The sequence below is a fragment of the Myxococcus dinghuensis genome (assembly GCF_024198235.1).
Classification (GTDB): domain Bacteria; phylum Myxococcota; class Myxococcia; order Myxococcales; family Myxococcaceae; genus Myxococcus; species Myxococcus dinghuensis.
The window spans coordinates 296399-312976 of record NZ_JAKCFB010000005.1; the positions used below are offsets into that span (position 1 = coordinate 296399).

A 16578-nucleotide genomic window follows, 5' to 3' on the forward strand; every position below is an offset into this window, starting at 1 on the left:
GTGATGGTGGCACGCGCCCTGCTAGGGCACCGCTGACGTGTTTCACGAATCCCGAGCGAGCGAGCGCGACATGAACCCGAGCGAGGACTGTGGCTGTCAGGACCCGGTGACCACTCCGATGTCTCCCGTGGCCTCGGCGAACGAGCGCTACCGCGTCCTCATCATCGGCGGTGGCACCGCGGGCATCTGCGTGGCCGCCCGCCTCGCCCGCGCCGGCCAGAAGCACATCGCCATCCTCGAACCCTCCGAGCGCCACTACTACCAACCGCTCTGGACCCTCGTGGGCGCGGGCGAGGCCCGCGTCGAGGACACCGTGCGCGACGAGGCCGACTTCATCCCCCGCGGCATGAAGTGGCTCAAGGACGCCGCCGAGGAGGTCGACCCGCGTCGCCAGGAGGTCCGCACCCGGGGCGGCCTGCGCATCGGCTACGACTTCCTCGTCGTCGCGCCGGGCATCCAGCTCGACTGGGACAAGGTCGCCGGCCTGCGTGACGCCCTGGAGACCGAGCACGTCAGCAGCAACTACGACGTGAAGCTCGCCCCCAAGACGTGGCGCATGATTCAGCGCTTCTCCGGCGGCACCGCCCTCTTCACCCACCCCGCCACGCCCGTGAAGTGCGCCGGCGCGCCGCAGAAAATCATGTACCTGGCCGCCGACCACTTCCGCCGCGGCGGCCTGCTCGAACGCTCCCAGGTCGTGTTCGGCTCCGGCGCCAAGGCCATCTTCGGCGTGCAGCCCTTCGCCCAGGTGCTCGAGGGCGTCGTGAAGCGCTACGGCATCCAGACGCACTTCACCCACGACCTCGTCTCCGTGGACGGCGCCCGCCGCGAGGCCACCTTCGAGACGACGAAGGACGGCCAGAAGATTCGCGTCACCCTGGCCTACGACCTGCTCCACGTCACCCCGCCCCAGAGCGCCCCGGACTTCATCAAGCGCAGCCCGCTCACCTCCAAGGACGGCGCCTGCGTGGGCTGGGTGCGCGCCAACAAGCACACCCTCCAGCACCCGGACTTCCCCACCGTCTTCGCCCTCGGCGACGCGTCCGACCTGCCCACCAGCCGCACCGGCGCCGCCATCCGCAAGCAGGCCCCCGTCCTGGTGGAGAACCTGCGCGCCGCCATGGACGGCCGCACCCCCACCGCGCGCTACGACGGCTACGCGTCCTGCCCCCTCACCACCGGCTACGGCAAGCTGCTGCTCGCCGAGTTCGACTACGACGGGAAGCCCACGCCCAGCCTGCCGCTCATCGACACCCTCCAGGAGCGCCGGGACATGTGGCTGATGAAGAAGTACGGCCTGCCCCAGCTCTACTGGAAGCTCATGCTGCGCGGGCGCGCCTGAGGCAAGGATGCGGCGGCGCGGGCGTCGGGGTATGCAGGAGGCGATGCCCTCCTCCCGCGCCGCGTCCCCCACCCGCCTCGCGCTGTCCGCGCTCGACACGCTCGCGGGCGCCGTGCTGCTCGTGGACACCGGCCGCAAGGTGCTGGCCGCCACGCCCGCGCTGGAGGCCCTCCTCGGCGCCCCCGTGACGGAGGGCACGCCCCTGTCCGAGGTGCTCGTCCCCCAGGCCAGCGGCGAACGCCCGGACACCCTCCTCACCGAGAGTCGCGCATCGCTCGCGCGCTTCCACACCGGCCCGCAGACGTTGCGCGTGCGCGCGGTGGCGCTGTCGCACGCGGGCAAGCCGCAGGGCTGGGCGCTGATCGTCGGCCGTGAGAGCACGCCGGACGCGGAGGGCGCCGAGGTCTTCCACGGCCTGTGGACCCGCGACCCGGAGCTGCGGCGCGTCTTCCGCATCGTCGAGAAGGTCGCGCGCACGGAGTCGAGCGTCCTCGTGCGCGGCGAGTCGGGCACGGGCAAGGAGCACATCGCGCACGCGCTGCACGCGCTGTCCCCCCGGGGCAAGGGCCCCTTCCGCGCCATCAACTGCGCCGCGCTGCCCCCCAACCTCCTGGAGAGCGAGCTGTTCGGCCACGTGCGCGGGGCCTTCACGGGCGCCGTCCGGGACAGCCCCGGCCACTTCCGCCTAGCGCACGGCGGCTCGCTCTTCCTCGACGAGGTGGCGGAGCTGCCGCTGGACCTCCAGGCGAAGATGTTGCGCGTGCTGGAGACGCGCACCGTCATCCCCGTGGGAGGCCGCGCGCCCGTGCCGGTGGACGTGCGCATCATCGCCGCCACGCACCGCGCGCTCCGACGCGAGGTGGAGGCCGGCCGCTTCCGCGCGGACCTCATGTACCGGCTGCGCGTGGTGCCCATCTTCCTGCCCACGCTGCGCGAGCGCCGGGGCGACATCCTCCCGCTCGCCCAGCGCTTCCTCGACGAGCACCACCAGCGCGGCACCCGGCGCGTGGAGCGCTTCTCCCCCGAGGCCCGGCGCCTGCTGGAGGCCCACGCCTGGCCCGGCAACGTGCGCGAGCTGCGCAACGTCATGGAGTACGCCTACGTCATCGGCGAGGGCCCCGTGCTGCGCGAGACGGACCTGCCCCCCGAGTTCTCCGAGGTCCGGCGCCCTCCCGCCTCCCTCGACGCCACCCCCGCGGCCGGCGCGCTCGACGCGCAGAGCGTGCGCGCCGCGCTCACCCGTGCGGGCGGCAACCGCACGGAGGCCGCCCGGCTGCTCGGCGTCAGCCGCGTGACACTCTGGCGCCGCCTGCGCGCCCTGGGCGAGACGACGGACTGAGCCCGGGGTGTTTCACCCCGGTGTTTCACCTGTTTCCTGGGAGAAACAGGCCGCGCCCCCGCGCCACGCGCTCCCCTCTGGGGACACCGACGCCGGAGCCCTGGCACGGGGCTCGCACTGGTGGAGGGCGGGTAGCGACCTCTCACAGGAGACGGGCAGCGCATGCTCTTCCGACAGCTCTTCGATGCCGAATCCTCGACGTACACCTATCTCCTGGCGGACACCGCGACCCGGCAAGCGGTGCTCATCGACCCGGTCCTCGAGCAGGTGGAGCGGGACCTCCAGCTCATCGGCGAGCTGGGACTGAAGCTGACGGTGGTCATGGAGACCCACGTCCACGCCGACCATGTCACCGGCGCGGGCCGGCTGCGCGAGCGCACGGGCGCCCAGGTGATGGCGTCGAGCCGGGGCGCGCCCTGTGTGGATCGCCACCTGGGCGACGGCGACGTGGTGCGCGTGGGCGGGCTGGAGCTGCGCGTCCTGGAGACGCCGGGCCACACGGACGACAGCCTCTCCTTCCTGTGCGACGGCCGGCTCTTCACGGGAGACGCCCTGCTCATCCGCAGCACGGGCCGCACGGACTTCCAGAACGGCAACCCCGGCCAGCTCTACGACTCCATCACCCAGCAGCTCTTCTCGCTGCCGGACGCGACGGAGGTCTATCCGGGGCACGACTACTCCGGCCACATCCAGTCCTCGGTGGGCGAGGAGAAGCAGCACAACCCGCGCCTCGCGGGGAAGACGCGCGAGGACTTCATCACCTTCATGAAGGCCCGCGTCATCCCGCCGCCGCGCAAGCTGGACGTCGCCGTCCCCGCCAACCGCGCGTGTGGCCTGGACACCGACGCGTCCCGCCACCACTGAGCCGGCCCATGCCCACCGGGACGACCTCCCCGTCCTCGCCCGCGCGCACGGCGCGAGCAGAAGGAGCCTTGGAAGTGAGTCACCTCTTCGACAGCGCCGACCCACAGCCCGCGGGCTATCGCGACGTGGACGTGCGACGACTCGCGGCCGAGCGGCCTCCCGCGCTCTCCGTCGTCGACGTGCGCGAGCCCGCGGAGCTGGACGGCCTCCTCGGCCATATCGAGGGCGTGCGGCCGGTGCCCCTGGGCCGCGTGAAGGAGGGCGCCGCGCTGTGGCCCCGCGACATGGAGGTGCTGCTGGTCTGCCGCTCGGGTGTCCGCTCGGGGAAGGCGGCGGCGCAGTTGGTGGAGCTGGGCTTCACGCGGGTGATGAACCTGCGCGGCGGCATGCTCGCGTGGAACACGGCGTCGCTGCCCGTGGTGCGCCTGTCCCCGGCGCCGCTCCCCTCGCTGGAGGACGTCCGGGACCTGCTCGCGCGGGGACTCCAGGGCCTCGTGCCCCCGGGCACCACCGTCCTGCCGGCCGAGCCGTCCCGGGAGGCGCTCGCCCACGTGCTGGACGTGCTCCAGCGCTCGCCGCCACCGGGCGTCACCCACCCGGCGGAGCTGGAGCGGCTGCTGCGCGAGGCGCGGGACCTGCTCGCCGTCGCGAGCCCCGGGGACGCGCGGCGATGATGCTGTACGCGGGCCTGGCGGGGGCACTCGTCGTGGGCGTCATGCTGGGCCTCCTGGGCGGAGGCGGCTCCATCCTCACGGTGCCGCTGCTCGTGTACGTGATGGGCGTGGAGCCGCGCACCGCCATCGCCATGTCGCTGGTGGTGGTGGGCGTCACCAGCACCAGCGGCGCGCTCCTCCACGCGCGGGCGGGCCGGGTGCGCTGGCGCACGGCGTTCACCTTCGGCGCGGGCGGCATGGCGGGCGCGTTCCTGGGCGGCAAGCTCAACCCGCTCCTGTCCCCCACCCTGCTGCTGTTGCTCTTCGCGGGCGTGATGGTCGCCGCGTCGGTGGCGATGCTGCGCCGGACCGACAAGACGAACACCCCGTCATGTCCCGAGGGCGACGCGGCCCCGAGCCCCGCCATGGCGCGCATCCTCGCGCAGGGCGTGGCGGTGGGCGTGCTCTCCGGGCTCGTGGGCGCGGGCGGCGGGTTCCTCATCGTCCCCGCGCTCGCGCTCGTGGGCCTGCCCATGCCCGTGGCCACGGCGACGTCGCTGGTCGTCATCGCCCTCCAGTGCTCGGCGGGGCTGCTCGGGCAGCTGGGGCACGTCACGCTGCCGTGGACGTTGACGGTGGAGGTGCTCGGGGTGGCGCTCGTGGGCAGCATGCTGGGCGGCAAGCTCGCGGGGCGCGTGGCGCCGGGCTCGCTGCGCAAGGGCTTCGCGGTGTTCGTGCTCACCACGGCGTGCTTCCTGCTCCTCGCGCAGCTCCCCGTGGAGCTGCGCGCGAAGGTGGGGCTGATGTTCACGGGCGCGGGCGCGTGGCCCTGGGTGGTGGTGGTGACGGGAGTCGCCCTGCCGCTGGTGTGGTGGCGGCTGCGCATGGGGCGCGACCGCGCGGAGTGAGGGTCCTCGCGCAAACAGGCCCGCGCCCACGGCACTTCCCCGGTTGACCCGTGCGCGGGGCGCGCCGAGAGTTCCCCACCATGACGCTGAGACCCATCGCAGACGTGGGCGCCGAGCTGGGACTGGCACCCGAGGACGTGCTCCCCTGGGGGACGAACCGCGCCAAGGTGTCGCTGGAGGCCCTGGGCAAGCGCGGTGGGCGGCAGGGCCGCCTGGTCCTCGTGTCCGCCATCAACCCCACGCCGCCGGGCGAGGGGAAGACGACCATGTCCGTGGCGCTCGCCATGGGCCTGCGGCGCCGGGGGCGGCGCGTCGTGGCGGCGCTGCGCGAGCCGTCGCTCGGCCCCGTCTTCGGTGTGAAGGGCGGCGGCACGGGCGGAGGACAGGCCAGCCTGGAGCCGGCGGCGGACATCAACCTGCACTTCACCGGCGACCTGCACGCCATCACCAGCGCCAACAACCTGCTCGCCGCGCTGGTGGACAACGCCGTGTACTACGGCCACCCGGTGGCGCTGGACGCCACGCGCGTGCGGTGGCGCCGCGCGCTGGACATGAACGACCGCTTCCTGCGCAACGTCATCGTCGGCCTGGGCGGCAAGGCGAACGGCGTCCCGCGCGAGGGGGCCTTCGACATCACCGCCGCCAGCGAGGTCATGGCCATCCTCGCCCTGGCGGAGGACCTCAAGGACCTGGAGGCGCGGCTGGGCCGCGTCGTCGTGGGCCACACGCGGGACGGGCAGCCGGTGCGCGCGAAGGACGTGGACGCGGCGGCGGCCATGGTGGCGCTGCTCAAGGACGCCCTCATGCCCAACCTCGTGCAGACACGCGAGGGCGGTCCGGCCCTGGTGCACGCGGGGCCCTTCGGCAACATCGCGCACGGGTGCAGCTCCGTGGTGGGCACGCGCATGGGCCTGGCCTACGCGGACGAGGTCGTCACCGAGGCCGGCTTCGGCTTCGACCTGGGCGCGGAGAAGTTCCTCGACATCAAGTGCCGGGGCGCCGGGGTGTGGCCTCGGGGCGTGGTGCTGGTGGTGACGCTGCGCGCGCTGAAGTACCACGGCGGCGCGCCGCTGCCGAAGGTGGCCGAGCCCGACGCCGCCGCGCTGTCCCGGGGCTTCGACCACCTGGACAAGCACCTGGAGACGGTGCGCGCCTTCGGCCTGCCCGCCGTGCTGTGCGTCAACCGCTTCCCCCAGGACACGCAGGAGGAGCTGGACGCGCTGAAGGCGTTCGGCCACCAGCGCGGCGTGGAGACGGCGGTGTGCGAGGGCTTCACCCGCGGCGGCGAGGGCTCGCTCGAGCTGGCGGACAAGGTGCTGGCCATGCTCGACGGCACGGACGCCGCGCCGCCCGCGCCGCGCTTCCTCTACGAGCTGAAGCAGTCGCCGGAGGAGAAGGTGAAGGCCATCGCGCGCACGGTGTACGGCGCGGACGACGTGGTCTTCACCGCCAACGCGCGCAAGGACCTGGAGTCCATCCGCGAGCTGGGCGGCGCGGACCTGCCGGTGTGCATGGCGAAGACGCACCTGTCGCTGTCCGACGACCCGACGAAGCACGGCCGCCCGCGCGGCTTCACGCTCACCGTGCGCGAGGTGCGGCTGTCGGCGGGCGCGGGCTTCATGGTGGCGCTCACCGGCGACCTGCTCACCATGCCCGGCCTGCCCCGCGAGCCCGCGTCGCGGCGCATCGTCGTCCACGACGACGGCCGCATCACCGGGTTGATGCAGGGCGAGTAGCGCTCAGGGTCGGCGGGAGGCGGGGGCCCGCTCCCCGCCCTCCTCCGCCAGGCGCCGCGACGGGCTCCACGGGGCCCGCGCCCCCACGTGGCCAGGGCGGCCCAGGGGCCACGCGCTCCCGGTCACCCGCGCCGGCCGAGCCCTCCCCTACCCGCGGAACGTCGTGGCCAGCGTCTTGAGCCGGCCGAGCGTGGTGTTGATGCGCACCACGGACTCCTCGGAGGTCATGGTGGCGGTCACCACGTCCGCCATCATCGCGGACAGCTGGGTGATGACGTCCGTCATCTGGGTGATGCCGGCGTTCTGCTGGGTGACGGAGGCGACGATCTGCCGGGCGGCCTGGCTGCTCTCCTGCACCACGGTGGTGATTTCCTTCAGCGTCGTCGCGGAGGCCAGCACCTCCTCGATGTTCTGCTCCATCTTCTCGCTGTCGCCCTCGGCGATGGTCGTCGTCGAGCGGATGGCCTGGTTGATCTCCAGGAGGATCTTCCCGATGCGCTGCGTGCTCTGGAGCGACTGACCGCTGAGCGCGCGCATCTCCCGCGCCACCACCGCGAAGCCCCGGCCCTCCTCGCCCGCGCGCGCCGCCTCGATGGCGGCGTTGAGCGCCAGCACGTTGGACTGGTCCGCCAGGTCCTTCACGCTGCTGATGATTTCGCCCGCGTGCACCGCCTGGTCGCTCAGCGTCGCGATGCTGCTCACCAGCGCGCTCACCCGCTGGCGGATCTGCTGGAGCCCCTCCGCGCTCTGCTCGATGGACTGCTGCCCGGACGCGCTGAACTGGTCCGCCTGCGCCGCCACCTTGAGCACCATCTCCGCGCGGCTGGCCGCCATGTTCGACGTCTGGGAGATCTCCGCGATGGTCGTGCTCGCCTCCGTCAGCGTGCGCGACTGGTCCGTGAGGAAGTTCACCTGGTCCTGGCTCGCCTTCGTCAGCCGCTCCGTCGACTCGGCCAGCTCCGCCAGCACCGCGTCCAGCGTCGCGGGGACCTCGCGCACCCGGTCCACCATCACCCGCATGCCCCGCGCCACGTCCCCGATTTCGTCCTGCGAGTTCACGTCGATGGGATGCGACAGGTCGCCGTCCTTCGCGATGCGCTGGGCCACCGCCGCCAGCTTCCCCAGCGGCGACGCCACCTCGCGGTGCAGCCAGTACGCCAGCCCCACCATCAACCCCAGGCACGCGAGGACCAGCACGCCCACCAACCCTGAGGGCCCCCCCGCCAGCACCACCCCGAAGATGGCCACCAGGAACGCCGCCGCCACCGCTGGAGACAGCATCACCTTCTGCTTCAGCTTCAAACGCACCGGGTCCACTCCCTGTCGTGACCGCGGCCCCCCGGCAGACCGAGGCCTGGACGGATGGGGGCTTTCCCACGAATCGCAGGATATCCCACTGAGGAGCGGCGGCTAGGTCTCCCCCCGCACAGCCATCCCACATGGACCTTCATTCACGGGGATGCCCGGGCCACACGGACAGGAGGTGGATCACCCCAGCGAGTCGAGGCGGCGGCACCCTTCGACGCGCAGGACGAAGTCGGCGCCGAAGGCCCCGGCGGGGGTGAGGGCGCCGGTCCGGGGATGGGCCAGCAGCTCCTCGACGGCGCGCACCGAGGCGAGCGCGGTGAACAGGTAGCCCTCCGGTGTCTCCAGCCAGGCCTGGGCCTGGCGGCCATCCGGGGCGCGGGCCTGGGCCCAGACGAAGGAGCGGCCCGACGTCCTCTGCGCCGCGTCGGGGCCCTTCACGCGCGCGTCCACGACCTTCATGAGGGCGTCGCGGACGAGCCCCACCCGCAGGACGCCCTGGAGCACGGGGTAGGTCCAGCGCAGGGCGCGCGCGGAGGAGGACGGGAACGCCGCGTAGGTCGTGATGTTGGGGATGCCCGTGGTGCGCCACGCGGTGGCCAGGTCGCCCCAGGGGATGGGCATCACCGTGCGCTCGCGGTCGGAGAAGCGCTGGCGGCGCGCGCCGTGGCCCATGGGGTACGAGTGGAGCACGCCGTCGCGGCGCACCCGGCCGCCCTCGGGGAGCTGGAGCAGCGCCGTCTTGGCGGTGCCAGCGCTGGCCTGGGAGACGGCGGCGATGGCGATGTCCAGGTGCGTGGCCCCGGGCACCTGGTCCGCGACGTGGCGGGCGAGGCAGTCGGTGGGCACCACGTCGAAGCCCACGCCGGACATCAGCGTCACCCCGCGCGCGCGGGCCTCGGCGTCGTGGGCGAAGGTGTTCTCGAAGACGGGAATCTCACCGGTGATGTCCAGGTAGTGGGCGCCCGCGGCGAGACAGGCCCGAATCATGGGCTCGCTGGTCTGCACGAAGGGGCCGGCGGAGTGCATCACCAGGGGCAGGCCCTCCAGCGCGGCGGCGAGCGCGCGCGGGTCGTCCAGGGCGGCGGGCCGCACCTCCAGGCCCAGCGCGTCCGCCACGGGCGCGAGCTTCTCGCGCGAGCGCCCGGACAACACGGGCTTATGACCTCGGCGCACGGCCTCCTCGGCGATGAGGCGGCCGGTGTAGCCGGAGGCGCCATACAACAACCAACGGGGAGCGGGGCTCTGGGTCGTCACGTGCGGGGAGGCTACCAGTCCCGCCGGGGACACCCATCGCCCCTTCGAGCCCCCGGCGCGCCACACCCCGGGGACTGTCCACTACCCATCCCTCCGGCCCTCAGCGCGTCGCGGTCATCTCCACCCGCTGGGACACGTGCACGTCCTCGACACAGACGAGCAGCGCGCGCAGCGCGGTGGCGGAGGGCGCGGTCCGCAGCGCCTCGCACAGCCGGTTGTTGCGCAGGAGCGCGCCGATGCGCGCCAGGACGTTGAGGTGCAGCCCCGCGGTGTCCGGGGGCGACACCATGCCCACGAAGATGCGGGTCTTCACGCCGCCCGCCTCGCCGAAGTCCACGCCCCGGGTGTGGATGCCCACGCAGGTGACGATGCGGGGCACGCCCTCCAGCCGGCAGTGAGGCACCGCCACCCCACCCTCGGTGGCCGTGGAGCCCAGCTGCTCCCGCGCCTGGAGGTGCATCGCCAGGTCGCGAGGGGAGACCCGCGCGCGCGCCGCCATCACCGCCGCCAGCTCGCGCACCACCCCCATCCGGTCACTGGACTCCAGCGACAGCCGGATGTTCTCCACCTCCAGGAAATCGGTCCACTTCAACATGCCTCACCCCTCCGGACGGCGGGCGCCCGTCCCGGCGCAGAGATGTGGCCTGCGCTCCGTTTCCGCATCCCTCCGATGCGCGGCGCGCGGCCCACCACACACTTCCCCCGCGGCGTCCCCGCGCGAAGGGGGAGGCGGCGCGTTCACGCCCCGACAACCGTCGCGACGACCGCACGGCGCGTCCGTGCCTCGGCGACGTCGGCGCTACGCGGCCTCCACCTCGCGCGCCCCGACGACGACCGCGCCCCGCCGCGCTCCACATTCTTGGAAGGCGTGGCTCATCGCGCGAGGGCGGCCTCGGTCCACGGGGGAGTGATGGCGGACTCGGCCTGGACGAGCAGCGCGCGGAGGGCCCTGGCGGACGGCGCGGCCAGCAGGGCCTCGCGCAGGCGCGGGTCGCGCACCAGGGTCGCGATGCGCGACAGGACGTTGAGGTGCAGGCCCGCGGTGTCCGGCGGCGAGACGAGGCCCACGAAGAGGCGGACCAGGCCGTCCTCCGGCTCGCCGAACGCCAGCCCTCCGCGGTGGATGCCCACGCAGGTGACGATGCGCGGCACGCGGGCGTGGCGACAGTGCGGCACGGCGACGCCGCCCTCCATGGCCGTGCTGCCCAGTTGCTCGCGGGCCAGCAGGTGCACGGCCAGCTCCTGACGCGGCACCAGCGCCTCCGGCGCCATCAGCCCCGCCAGCTCGTACAGCACCTCCGTCCGGTTCCTCGCCTCCAACGAGAGATTGATGGCCTCCAGCTCCAGGAAATCCGTCCACCTCAACATGATGCGTCTCCCCGGGGCGGCGCCTCGCCACCCCCACGGGCGGAGAGCCTGGAGCTCCCGCCGCGGATGTCTCGCCCACCAGGGCCGGGCCCGGAGACGGCGCCGCGCCGCCACCGCCCGACCCAGGTCCCCCACGCGTCCCATCCCGCGTCGGTCGGACCTCACGAAATCTCGCCAGCGCCACGACCGCCGCCCATCCCGGCGGAGCCTCCCGGGCGACGGCAGGTCGCCACCCGGTCGGACGGGCTGCACCGCCCGCGCGTCAGGACGCCGGCGCCACGCGCTCGCGACCGGACAGCACGATGCAGGCGGCCAGCACGCGCGCGGTGAAGCCGTCGCGCTCCCCCTCCTCGAGCGACTGCGCCAGTTGCTCCGGGTCGTCATCCAGGAACAGCGTGGAGCCGACCCGCTCGTAGAGGTGCTCCAGCATGCCGCGGCAGCAGGTGCACCGCCGCGCCCCTGCCAGCGCGTGCGCCGCGGTGACCCGCGCGTCCACCAGCCGCGCCGCCCCCAGCAGCCGCACGGCCTTCGACGGCGACGCGCCCTCCTCGGCGCAGGGAGCACCCGACCAGCGAAGCGACTTCACGAAACGAGGCAGCCACATACGGTCCTCCATGCCGGACACCCACGCCCGGACCCCCCCGCTCCATCGCATCCGCCATGCCCGGGAGCGCCGCGCCAGGTCCGCGGAAACAGGCCCGTTCGCGCCGCGCCACGTTGCACGGTGCAACCCGGGGCCCCCTGGCACCTCGCGGGATGCGGGGGGCGACCCCACCCAGGCACGGGTGCCGGGCCTCGTCCCCCTGGCAGCCTTCCGGACGGCCTTCGTGGCATCCTCCGCGCCCATGAGGCTCCTACCTTCCAGCACCCTCCTCGTCTTCGGTCTGCTGCTCGGCGCTTGCGACGACTCCGAGCCCGGCCCCTCGACCCCCGACTCCGGCGTCCAGGTGGAGCGCGGTCCCCGCGCCATCCCGCTCGACGGAGACCCCAACGGCCTCTTCTGGGACGAGGCGTCGCAGACGCTCTACATCGCGGATGACCAGAACCACCGCCTGCTGAAGTACCGCGACGGCGAGGGGGTCTCGCTGGCCTCCGCGCTCTCGGCCGCGCCCGCCAACAGCCCCAACCTGGGCCAGGTGGTCCGCCTCCAGGACGGGACGCTGGTCACGGTGCGCTTCGGCTTCGGCACCGCCGGCGCGGTGCTCTTCGTCCGTCCGGACGGCACGACGGGCGAGGTGCCCGAGCTGCCCACCAACCGGCGCCGCATCGGCCTGACGGTGGCGCGCGACGGGCGGCTGTTCGACAGCTACTTCGTGCGCAACAGCAACGTGAACGTCGGCTCGGTGGCGGTCGTCTCCCTGAAGGACGGCACGGAGAAGGAGGTCGTGGGCGCGCTGGTGAAGCCCGTGGGCGTGCTCGCGGTGGAGGACTCGCTCTACATCTCCGACCAGATCGCCGGGCGCATCTACCGCTCGCCGCTGTCCAACCCGTCGGAGCTGACCACGCTGGCCACCATCACCGAGCCGGACCTGCTCGCGCTCGGCCCCGGGGGCGCGCTGCTCACCGGCACGCGCACCGGCCAGGTGCTGCGCATCTCCACCACGGACGGCGCCACGTCCGTGCTCGCCAGCGGCTATCAGCAGGTGCACGGCATCGCCTACGACGCCGCCAACCGCCGCCTCTTCGTCGCGGACCATGACGGCGACGAGACGAACGGCACCACCCACTTCCTGCAGATCATCCCGGTCGAATGATGCGAGGACAGGGTTGGGTGTTGCTCTGCGGGCTGGCCGCGACGCCGGCGCTCGCGGAGGAGGGCTGGCTGCGTCCGACCCTCGTGGGCGAGGTGGACTACCGCCAGCACGGCTCGGACGTGGAGGGCTTCGACGGCTTCACGCTCGCGCGCCTGCGCCTGGGCGCCGAGGCCCGGCCGGTGCCGTGGCTGGTGGCGCGCGGCGTGGCGGAGTGGGCGCTGGAGAAGCCCGTGCTCATCGACGCCTTCGTGGCGTTCACGGGCCTGAAGGACTGGCGCATCTCCCTGGGGTACAACAAGACGCCGTTGTTCCCCAGCGCGCACGACGAGCACCTGGAGGCCCGCGCCATCCCGGAGCTGTCCGGCCTGGACCAGGCCTTCTGGCCCCGGCGCGACCTGGGCCTGGAGGTGCGCTGGTCGCCCTCGACGTTGCCGCTGGAGACGTGGGTGCGCGTGGGCAACGGCTCGCGCAGCCCGCTGGGCAACGACAACCAGCTCCCCGCGCTCGACGCCCGCCTGGATGGGCGCTGGGGTCGCTCGGCCGGGGCGCCGCTGTCCTTCTGGGGCGCGCGCGTGGGCGCGGGCGTGCACGTGGAGAGCGCGTTCGACCGCGCGGGCATCGGCGGCACGGGGCCCCAGGGCTTCGTGTACTACCGCCCGCCGCCGGTCAGCGGGGCGCGCACGGTGACGGAGGCGCACGCGCGGCTGGACGCGGGGCGGCTGCGGGTCGCCGCCGAGGCCGCCGCCGCGTGGGAGCACCGCGACCGGGACACGGACGGCAACCCCAGCACGCCGCGCGAGGTCCTGCCCACGATGCAGAGCCAGGGCGCGTCGCTGGAGGTGTCGTACGTGGCGTGGGGACAGCCCCGGGGTGACGGCCCCTTCTGGCCCCAGGCGAGCGCGAGCGACGACGACGCGCTGGAGACGCTGCGCGCGGGGAAGGTCCCCGACGGAGCGCTGGAGCTGGCCGCGCGCGTCGAGCGCCTGTGGCTGGGGCGCGGCGCGCCGGACGTGCAGTCGGGTGGCTCGCTCAACGGCGCGCTCGCGGTGCGCTGGTGGACCACGTCCTTCCTGGGCCTGGGCGTCGCGGGCTACGTGCTGCGCTACGACACCGCGCCGCTCGAGGAGCCCGACCGGCGCACGTCCTGGCTGGTGCTCGCGCGGACGACGGTGAGCTTCCACTGAGCAGGGCGTGGCCCGGGCGCGGTCAGGGCGCCTGGGCCACCCGGCTCACGCCCCGGCTTCGTGGAACGGCGTCACGCCGGTCGCGGTGAGGTCGAAGAGTTCGAAGGTGAGCGGCTTGTCACCCCCGCCATCGACCTGGCGAATCCGGGCGCGCATCTTCGCGCGCGACTTCGCGGTGCCCTTCGGGAAGATGAGGAGCGACTCCCGGTGGGGAATCGACACGAGCAGCTCCGTGTCCGGCAGGGCTCGGGCTGCGATGGTGTGGAGCCGCTGGAGGACGATGCAGGTGGCCACCAACCACGTCCCGGAGAGGACGATGAACGGCGGCAGGCCGGGCTCATCCGAGTACCGCCGCGCGGTGCCCTCCTTCTTGAAGTACGCGTCGAGGTTCTCGTCGGCCGTCTTCCAGGCCTCGTCGATGGACATCGCGCCCGCGTCCTCGAGGTCCTCCTGGCTCAGGCCGCTGACCAGGCCGTCCAGGTTCTTCGACAGGAGCACCCAGAGCCCGTGTCCCAGCTCCCGGGACAGCTCGGGAACTCGCGGGTAGGTGGAGGGCACGACGTAGGGGACGATGCGGTTCGTGAGGTCTTCCGTGGGCACGCGGATTCCCTAGCATGAATCCACGTCCGCCCCACGTCCCTCTCCCGACGATACTTGCAACCCGATGGCGACGACGTGACGCGCTCAGGGGCGCGCTTCGACGGGTGGGAGCGTGACGGCGCGGAGGTTCTTCTCCGAACCTCCGAGGACCAGCGTTCCGCCGTCGGCTGAGAACGCGAGGGTCCGGAACGCGCGGCTGCCCGCCTTGTACGCGCTCCACCGCCCATCCCGCCCGAGCTCGATGACCAGGCCATGGTTGGTGGCGACGACCCCCAGCCCATCCTCCCGGAAGCGGATGGCTTCTCCTCGCAGGGTCGTCGGCCCCGCCACCTTGCCCCGGGAGAGCGCGTCCAGAGAGTGGTGCGCCAGCTCGTCGCCGCTCGCCGCGTCCAGCACGAGCATGTCGTGGGTCACGCCACCGCCCACGGTGACGAGCCGATTCGACGTGGGGTCGAGCGCCAGGTCCGCGACGAAGCCCTCGGTGATGACCCGCGACGGCGGGCGCTGCCACAACAGTCGGGCGTCGGAGAGCCGCACCGCGCTGATGCGGGAGAAGCGCGTGGCCGAGTAGAGGACGTCGCCGTCGGGTGAGAGGACCGCCCTCACCTCCTCGTCGAGCAGCAGGCTCGGCAGCAGCGGCTCACAGGTGAGCGTGCTCCGGGAGACCCGCACCAGGGCCGGCTCCGGAGTGACCAGGGCGGGCACCGCGGTGGCGAGGGACGGCGCCACCCGACGCGTCTCGGCCCTGACCACGCCCTCGTCCGTGAACGCGACCTGCCAGTTCGGGGACTGGGCGATGAAGTGCTCGTCGTCGAGCCAGACGAAGGGCCGCATCACGGGCAGGGTATGGACGACCTGGAAGGCGTGCAGGTCGATCACCAGGCAGCTCGCGGCCTGCCCCTTGACCAGCGCGCCGCCCGCGAGGAGCCAGCGTCCATCGGGCGAGAGGGCGCCGGGACCGAGGACGTCCGGCAGCTCCGCCTCGAGCGCGAGGCGCGGCCCGCTCCACCGGCGCAGTCGACCGCGCTCGTGGATGGTGGCGGGGACCTCGATGGACAGCAGGGAGCCTCGTGGCTCCCAGGCGAGGAACTCCACGAAGGGGAGGGTGCCCTTCGCGACGATGGCGGGCGCGGCGCGGGGGGACGCCGGCGCGAACGTGGGAAACAGCTCCACGCAATCGACCTGTTTCATGAGGGGACGTTATCACGCGGGTGCCCGTCCCCTCCGCGCTCCGTCAGCGCAGGGCGCGGGCCAGCTCACGACAGGTGTCCTGACACTCGGGGAACAGCAGGAGGAAGCGGGCCTCCTCGCGACACCGGGGCACGAGCGCCGGCTCGCGCGTCTTCACGCACAAGCGCTGGAACCCCTCCCACGACTCGCGGAACACGGCCGCGCGCGCGGCGGGCTCCAACGACATGACGGCCCGCCGCTCCGACGCCAGCCACCCCACGACGAGCGCCAACGCGCACCCCAGCGCGACCATGGCCAGCAGGTCCTTCCAATAGGGACGGGCCAGCCCTCCCGGAGCAGCGGGCGGACGGGGACGCGGAGGGACCTCGGGGGGGAGCGGTTCTGGACGCATGCGCGCCCACGTCAGGGCAAGCCACGTGCCGGCCCGGGCGCTCGCGCGCCAGAGGAGACGGGCCCGAGCCCCCCTGCATCCCGCACGAAACGCCCCCTCGGGACCTTGCATCGCGCAAGGTCGGGGCCCGCGCCGGAGGGCGGGCTACCTGACCGAGCTGCGGAGCATGGGGGCGATCTCCTTGTGGCAGGCGTCGTCGCACTCATCGAAGCGCGCGAGGAACTCCGCCTGCTTCTGGCAGCGCTCGATGAAGCGCGTGCCCGCGTCGCCCGTGCACATCAGCCGGAAGCTCTCCCGCGTCTCCATGAAGAGCGCCTCGCGCTGGACGGGGGACATGGCCTTGATGGCCCGGTTCTCTCCGCCCTGGAGGTACATCCACACCACGAGCAGCACCAGCAGCGCGCCGCCAATCACCAGCACCTGGCGCACCCGCTTCTCGCTGGCCGTGGGGCCCCGGTCGCGGGTGAAGATGTTGTCCTCGCCATCACCGCCGGGCGTCGGCCCTCCAGCCATCATCCCGTTCAAGCCCATATCTCCCTGTTCCACCGCAAACCGGTGGGCAACGCCAGTGTTCCGTCGCCCGGAGTGCAGGTCCCCCCCCGGATTCCCCCCGCCGGACGAGCCTCCCGGGTTGCGAAGTGCACGATTCCGAGGGGTGGGGTCGCACGGAAGCCCGCGAGATGACT

Annotated in this window: 17 protein-coding genes; 8 read left to right on the forward strand and 9 right to left on the reverse strand. The window is 73.2% G+C overall.

Annotated elements, in window-relative coordinates:
- Positions 1-70 precede the first annotated feature (70 nt).
- The 6 genes from LZ198_RS10215 to LZ198_RS10240 all read left to right on the forward strand — a co-directional run bounded on the left by LZ198_RS10215 (position 71) and on the right by LZ198_RS10240 (position 6842).
- Positions 71-1342: an NAD(P)/FAD-dependent oxidoreductase gene (locus LZ198_RS10215; RefSeq protein WP_253971714.1), complete on the forward strand. Its 1272-nt coding sequence runs from the start codon at positions 71-73 to the stop codon at positions 1340-1342.
- Positions 1343-1385: 43 nt separating this feature from the next.
- Positions 1386-2681 carry a sigma-54 interaction domain-containing protein gene (locus LZ198_RS10220; protein WP_253971715.1) on the forward strand — a complete coding sequence of 432 codons (1296 nt, stop codon included), beginning with the start codon at positions 1386-1388 and terminating at the stop codon, positions 2679-2681.
- 162 nt (positions 2682-2843) lie between these two features.
- Positions 2844-3545, forward strand: a complete 702-nt coding sequence (locus LZ198_RS10225; RefSeq protein WP_253971716.1) for an MBL fold metallo-hydrolase — start codon at positions 2844-2846, stop codon at positions 3543-3545.
- Between the two features lie 74 nt (positions 3546-3619).
- Positions 3620-4219, forward strand: a complete 600-nt coding sequence (locus LZ198_RS10230) for a rhodanese-like domain-containing protein (protein WP_253971717.1) — start codon at positions 3620-3622, stop codon at positions 4217-4219.
- Entirely contained in the window at positions 4216-5106 is an 891-nt protein-coding gene (locus tag LZ198_RS10235; RefSeq protein WP_253971718.1) for a sulfite exporter TauE/SafE family protein, read from the forward strand. Before LZ198_RS10230 ends, LZ198_RS10235 begins: the two co-directional genes overlap by 4 nt.
- Before the next feature lie 80 nt (positions 5107-5186).
- The gene (locus LZ198_RS10240; RefSeq protein WP_253971719.1) at positions 5187-6842 is read left to right on the forward strand and encodes a formate--tetrahydrofolate ligase; all 1656 of its coding nucleotides are present in this window, start codon (positions 5187-5189) and stop codon (positions 6840-6842) included.
- Positions 6843-6989: 147 nt separating this feature from the next.
- Here LZ198_RS10240 and LZ198_RS10245 read toward each other — a convergent pair whose 3' ends face one another.
- From LZ198_RS10245 to LZ198_RS10265, 5 genes are all read right to left on the reverse strand, one after another.
- On the reverse strand, positions 6990-8150 hold the full coding sequence (locus LZ198_RS10245) for a methyl-accepting chemotaxis protein (RefSeq protein WP_253971720.1): 1161 nt from the start codon (positions 8148-8150) through the stop codon (positions 6990-6992).
- A 180-nt stretch (positions 8151-8330) separates the two neighbouring features.
- Positions 8331-9404 carry a saccharopine dehydrogenase family protein gene (locus tag LZ198_RS10250; protein WP_253971721.1) on the reverse strand — a complete coding sequence of 358 codons (1074 nt, stop codon included), beginning with the start codon at positions 9402-9404 and terminating at the stop codon, positions 8331-8333.
- A gap of 100 nt (positions 9405-9504) precedes the next feature.
- Positions 9505-9999 carry a PTS sugar transporter subunit IIA gene (locus LZ198_RS10255; protein WP_253971722.1) on the reverse strand — a complete coding sequence of 165 codons (495 nt, stop codon included), beginning with the start codon at positions 9997-9999 and terminating at the stop codon, positions 9505-9507.
- A gap of 278 nt (positions 10000-10277) precedes the next feature.
- The gene (locus LZ198_RS10260; protein ID WP_253971723.1) at positions 10278-10772 is read right to left on the reverse strand and encodes a PTS sugar transporter subunit IIA; all 495 of its coding nucleotides are present in this window, start codon (positions 10770-10772) and stop codon (positions 10278-10280) included.
- Between the two features lie 262 nt (positions 10773-11034).
- A complete protein-coding gene (locus LZ198_RS10265) occupies positions 11035-11376 on the reverse strand; it encodes a hypothetical protein (RefSeq protein ID WP_253971724.1) in 342 nt (113 codons plus the stop codon).
- Positions 11377-11617: 241 nt separating this feature from the next.
- On the opposite strand from LZ198_RS10265, the gene LZ198_RS10270 reads away from it, so the two are divergent.
- Together LZ198_RS10270 and LZ198_RS10275 are read left to right on the forward strand one after the other, a co-directional pair.
- On the forward strand, positions 11618-12526 hold the full coding sequence (locus LZ198_RS10270; RefSeq protein ID WP_253971725.1) for a YncE family protein: 909 nt from the start codon (positions 11618-11620) through the stop codon (positions 12524-12526).
- A complete protein-coding gene (locus LZ198_RS10275) occupies positions 12523-13710 on the forward strand; it encodes a hypothetical protein (protein WP_253971726.1) in 1188 nt (395 codons plus the stop codon). The genes LZ198_RS10270 and LZ198_RS10275 overlap by 4 nt, the downstream gene beginning before the upstream one ends.
- A 45-nt stretch (positions 13711-13755) precedes the next feature.
- On the opposite strand, the gene LZ198_RS10280 is transcribed toward LZ198_RS10275, so the two are convergent.
- The 4 genes from LZ198_RS10280 to LZ198_RS10295 form a co-directional block, all read right to left on the reverse strand.
- On the reverse strand, positions 13756-14310 hold the full coding sequence (locus LZ198_RS10280) for a hypothetical protein (protein ID WP_253971727.1): 555 nt from the start codon (positions 14308-14310) through the stop codon (positions 13756-13758).
- 84 nt (positions 14311-14394) lie between these two features.
- A complete protein-coding gene (locus LZ198_RS10285) occupies positions 14395-15501 on the reverse strand; it encodes a WD40 repeat domain-containing protein (protein ID WP_253971728.1) in 1107 nt (368 codons plus the stop codon).
- A gap of 43 nt (positions 15502-15544) precedes the next feature.
- Complete coding sequence (locus tag LZ198_RS10290; RefSeq protein WP_253971729.1) at positions 15545-15892, reverse strand: hypothetical protein; 348 nt, start codon at positions 15890-15892, stop codon at positions 15545-15547.
- A 144-nt stretch (positions 15893-16036) separates the two neighbouring features.
- Positions 16037-16423 carry a hypothetical protein gene (locus LZ198_RS10295; RefSeq protein WP_253971730.1) on the reverse strand — a complete coding sequence of 129 codons (387 nt, stop codon included), beginning with the start codon at positions 16421-16423 and terminating at the stop codon, positions 16037-16039.
- Between the last annotated feature and the right edge of the window lie 155 nt (positions 16424-16578).

Bases quoted from the DNA above. Each gene is read 5' to 3' on its own strand.
- LZ198_RS10265 (WP_253971724.1), bottom strand. From the start codon at position 11,376: ATGTGGCTGCCTCGTTTCGTGAAGTCGCTTCGCTGGTCGGGTGCTCCC.
- LZ198_RS10275 (WP_253971726.1), top strand. From the start codon at position 12,523: ATGATGCGAGGACAGGGTTGGGTGTTGCTCTGCGGGCTGGCCGCGACG.
- LZ198_RS10225 (WP_253971716.1), top strand. From the start codon at position 2,844: ATGCTCTTCCGACAGCTCTTCGATGCCGAATCCTCGACGTACACCTAT.
- LZ198_RS10255 (WP_253971722.1), bottom strand. From the start codon at position 9,999: ATGTTGAAGTGGACCGATTTCCTGGAGGTGGAGAACATCCGGCTGTCG.
- LZ198_RS10215 (WP_253971714.1), top strand. From the start codon at position 71: ATGAACCCGAGCGAGGACTGTGGCTGTCAGGACCCGGTGACCACTCCG.
- LZ198_RS10290 (WP_253971729.1), bottom strand. From the start codon at position 15,892: ATGCGTCCAGAACCGCTCCCCCCCGAGGTCCCTCCGCGTCCCCGTCCG.
- LZ198_RS10240 (WP_253971719.1), top strand. From the start codon at position 5,187: ATGACGCTGAGACCCATCGCAGACGTGGGCGCCGAGCTGGGACTGGCA.
- LZ198_RS10270 (WP_253971725.1), top strand. From the start codon at position 11,618: ATGAGGCTCCTACCTTCCAGCACCCTCCTCGTCTTCGGTCTGCTGCTC.
- LZ198_RS10285 (WP_253971728.1), bottom strand. From the start codon at position 15,501: ATGAAACAGGTCGATTGCGTGGAGCTGTTTCCCACGTTCGCGCCGGCG.
- LZ198_RS10235 (WP_253971718.1), top strand. From the start codon at position 4,216: ATGATGCTGTACGCGGGCCTGGCGGGGGCACTCGTCGTGGGCGTCATG.
- LZ198_RS10260 (WP_253971723.1), bottom strand. From the start codon at position 10,772: ATGTTGAGGTGGACGGATTTCCTGGAGCTGGAGGCCATCAATCTCTCG.
- LZ198_RS10220 (WP_253971715.1), top strand. From the start codon at position 1,386: ATGCCCTCCTCCCGCGCCGCGTCCCCCACCCGCCTCGCGCTGTCCGCG.
- LZ198_RS10295 (WP_253971730.1), bottom strand. From the start codon at position 16,423: ATGGGCTTGAACGGGATGATGGCTGGAGGGCCGACGCCCGGCGGTGAT.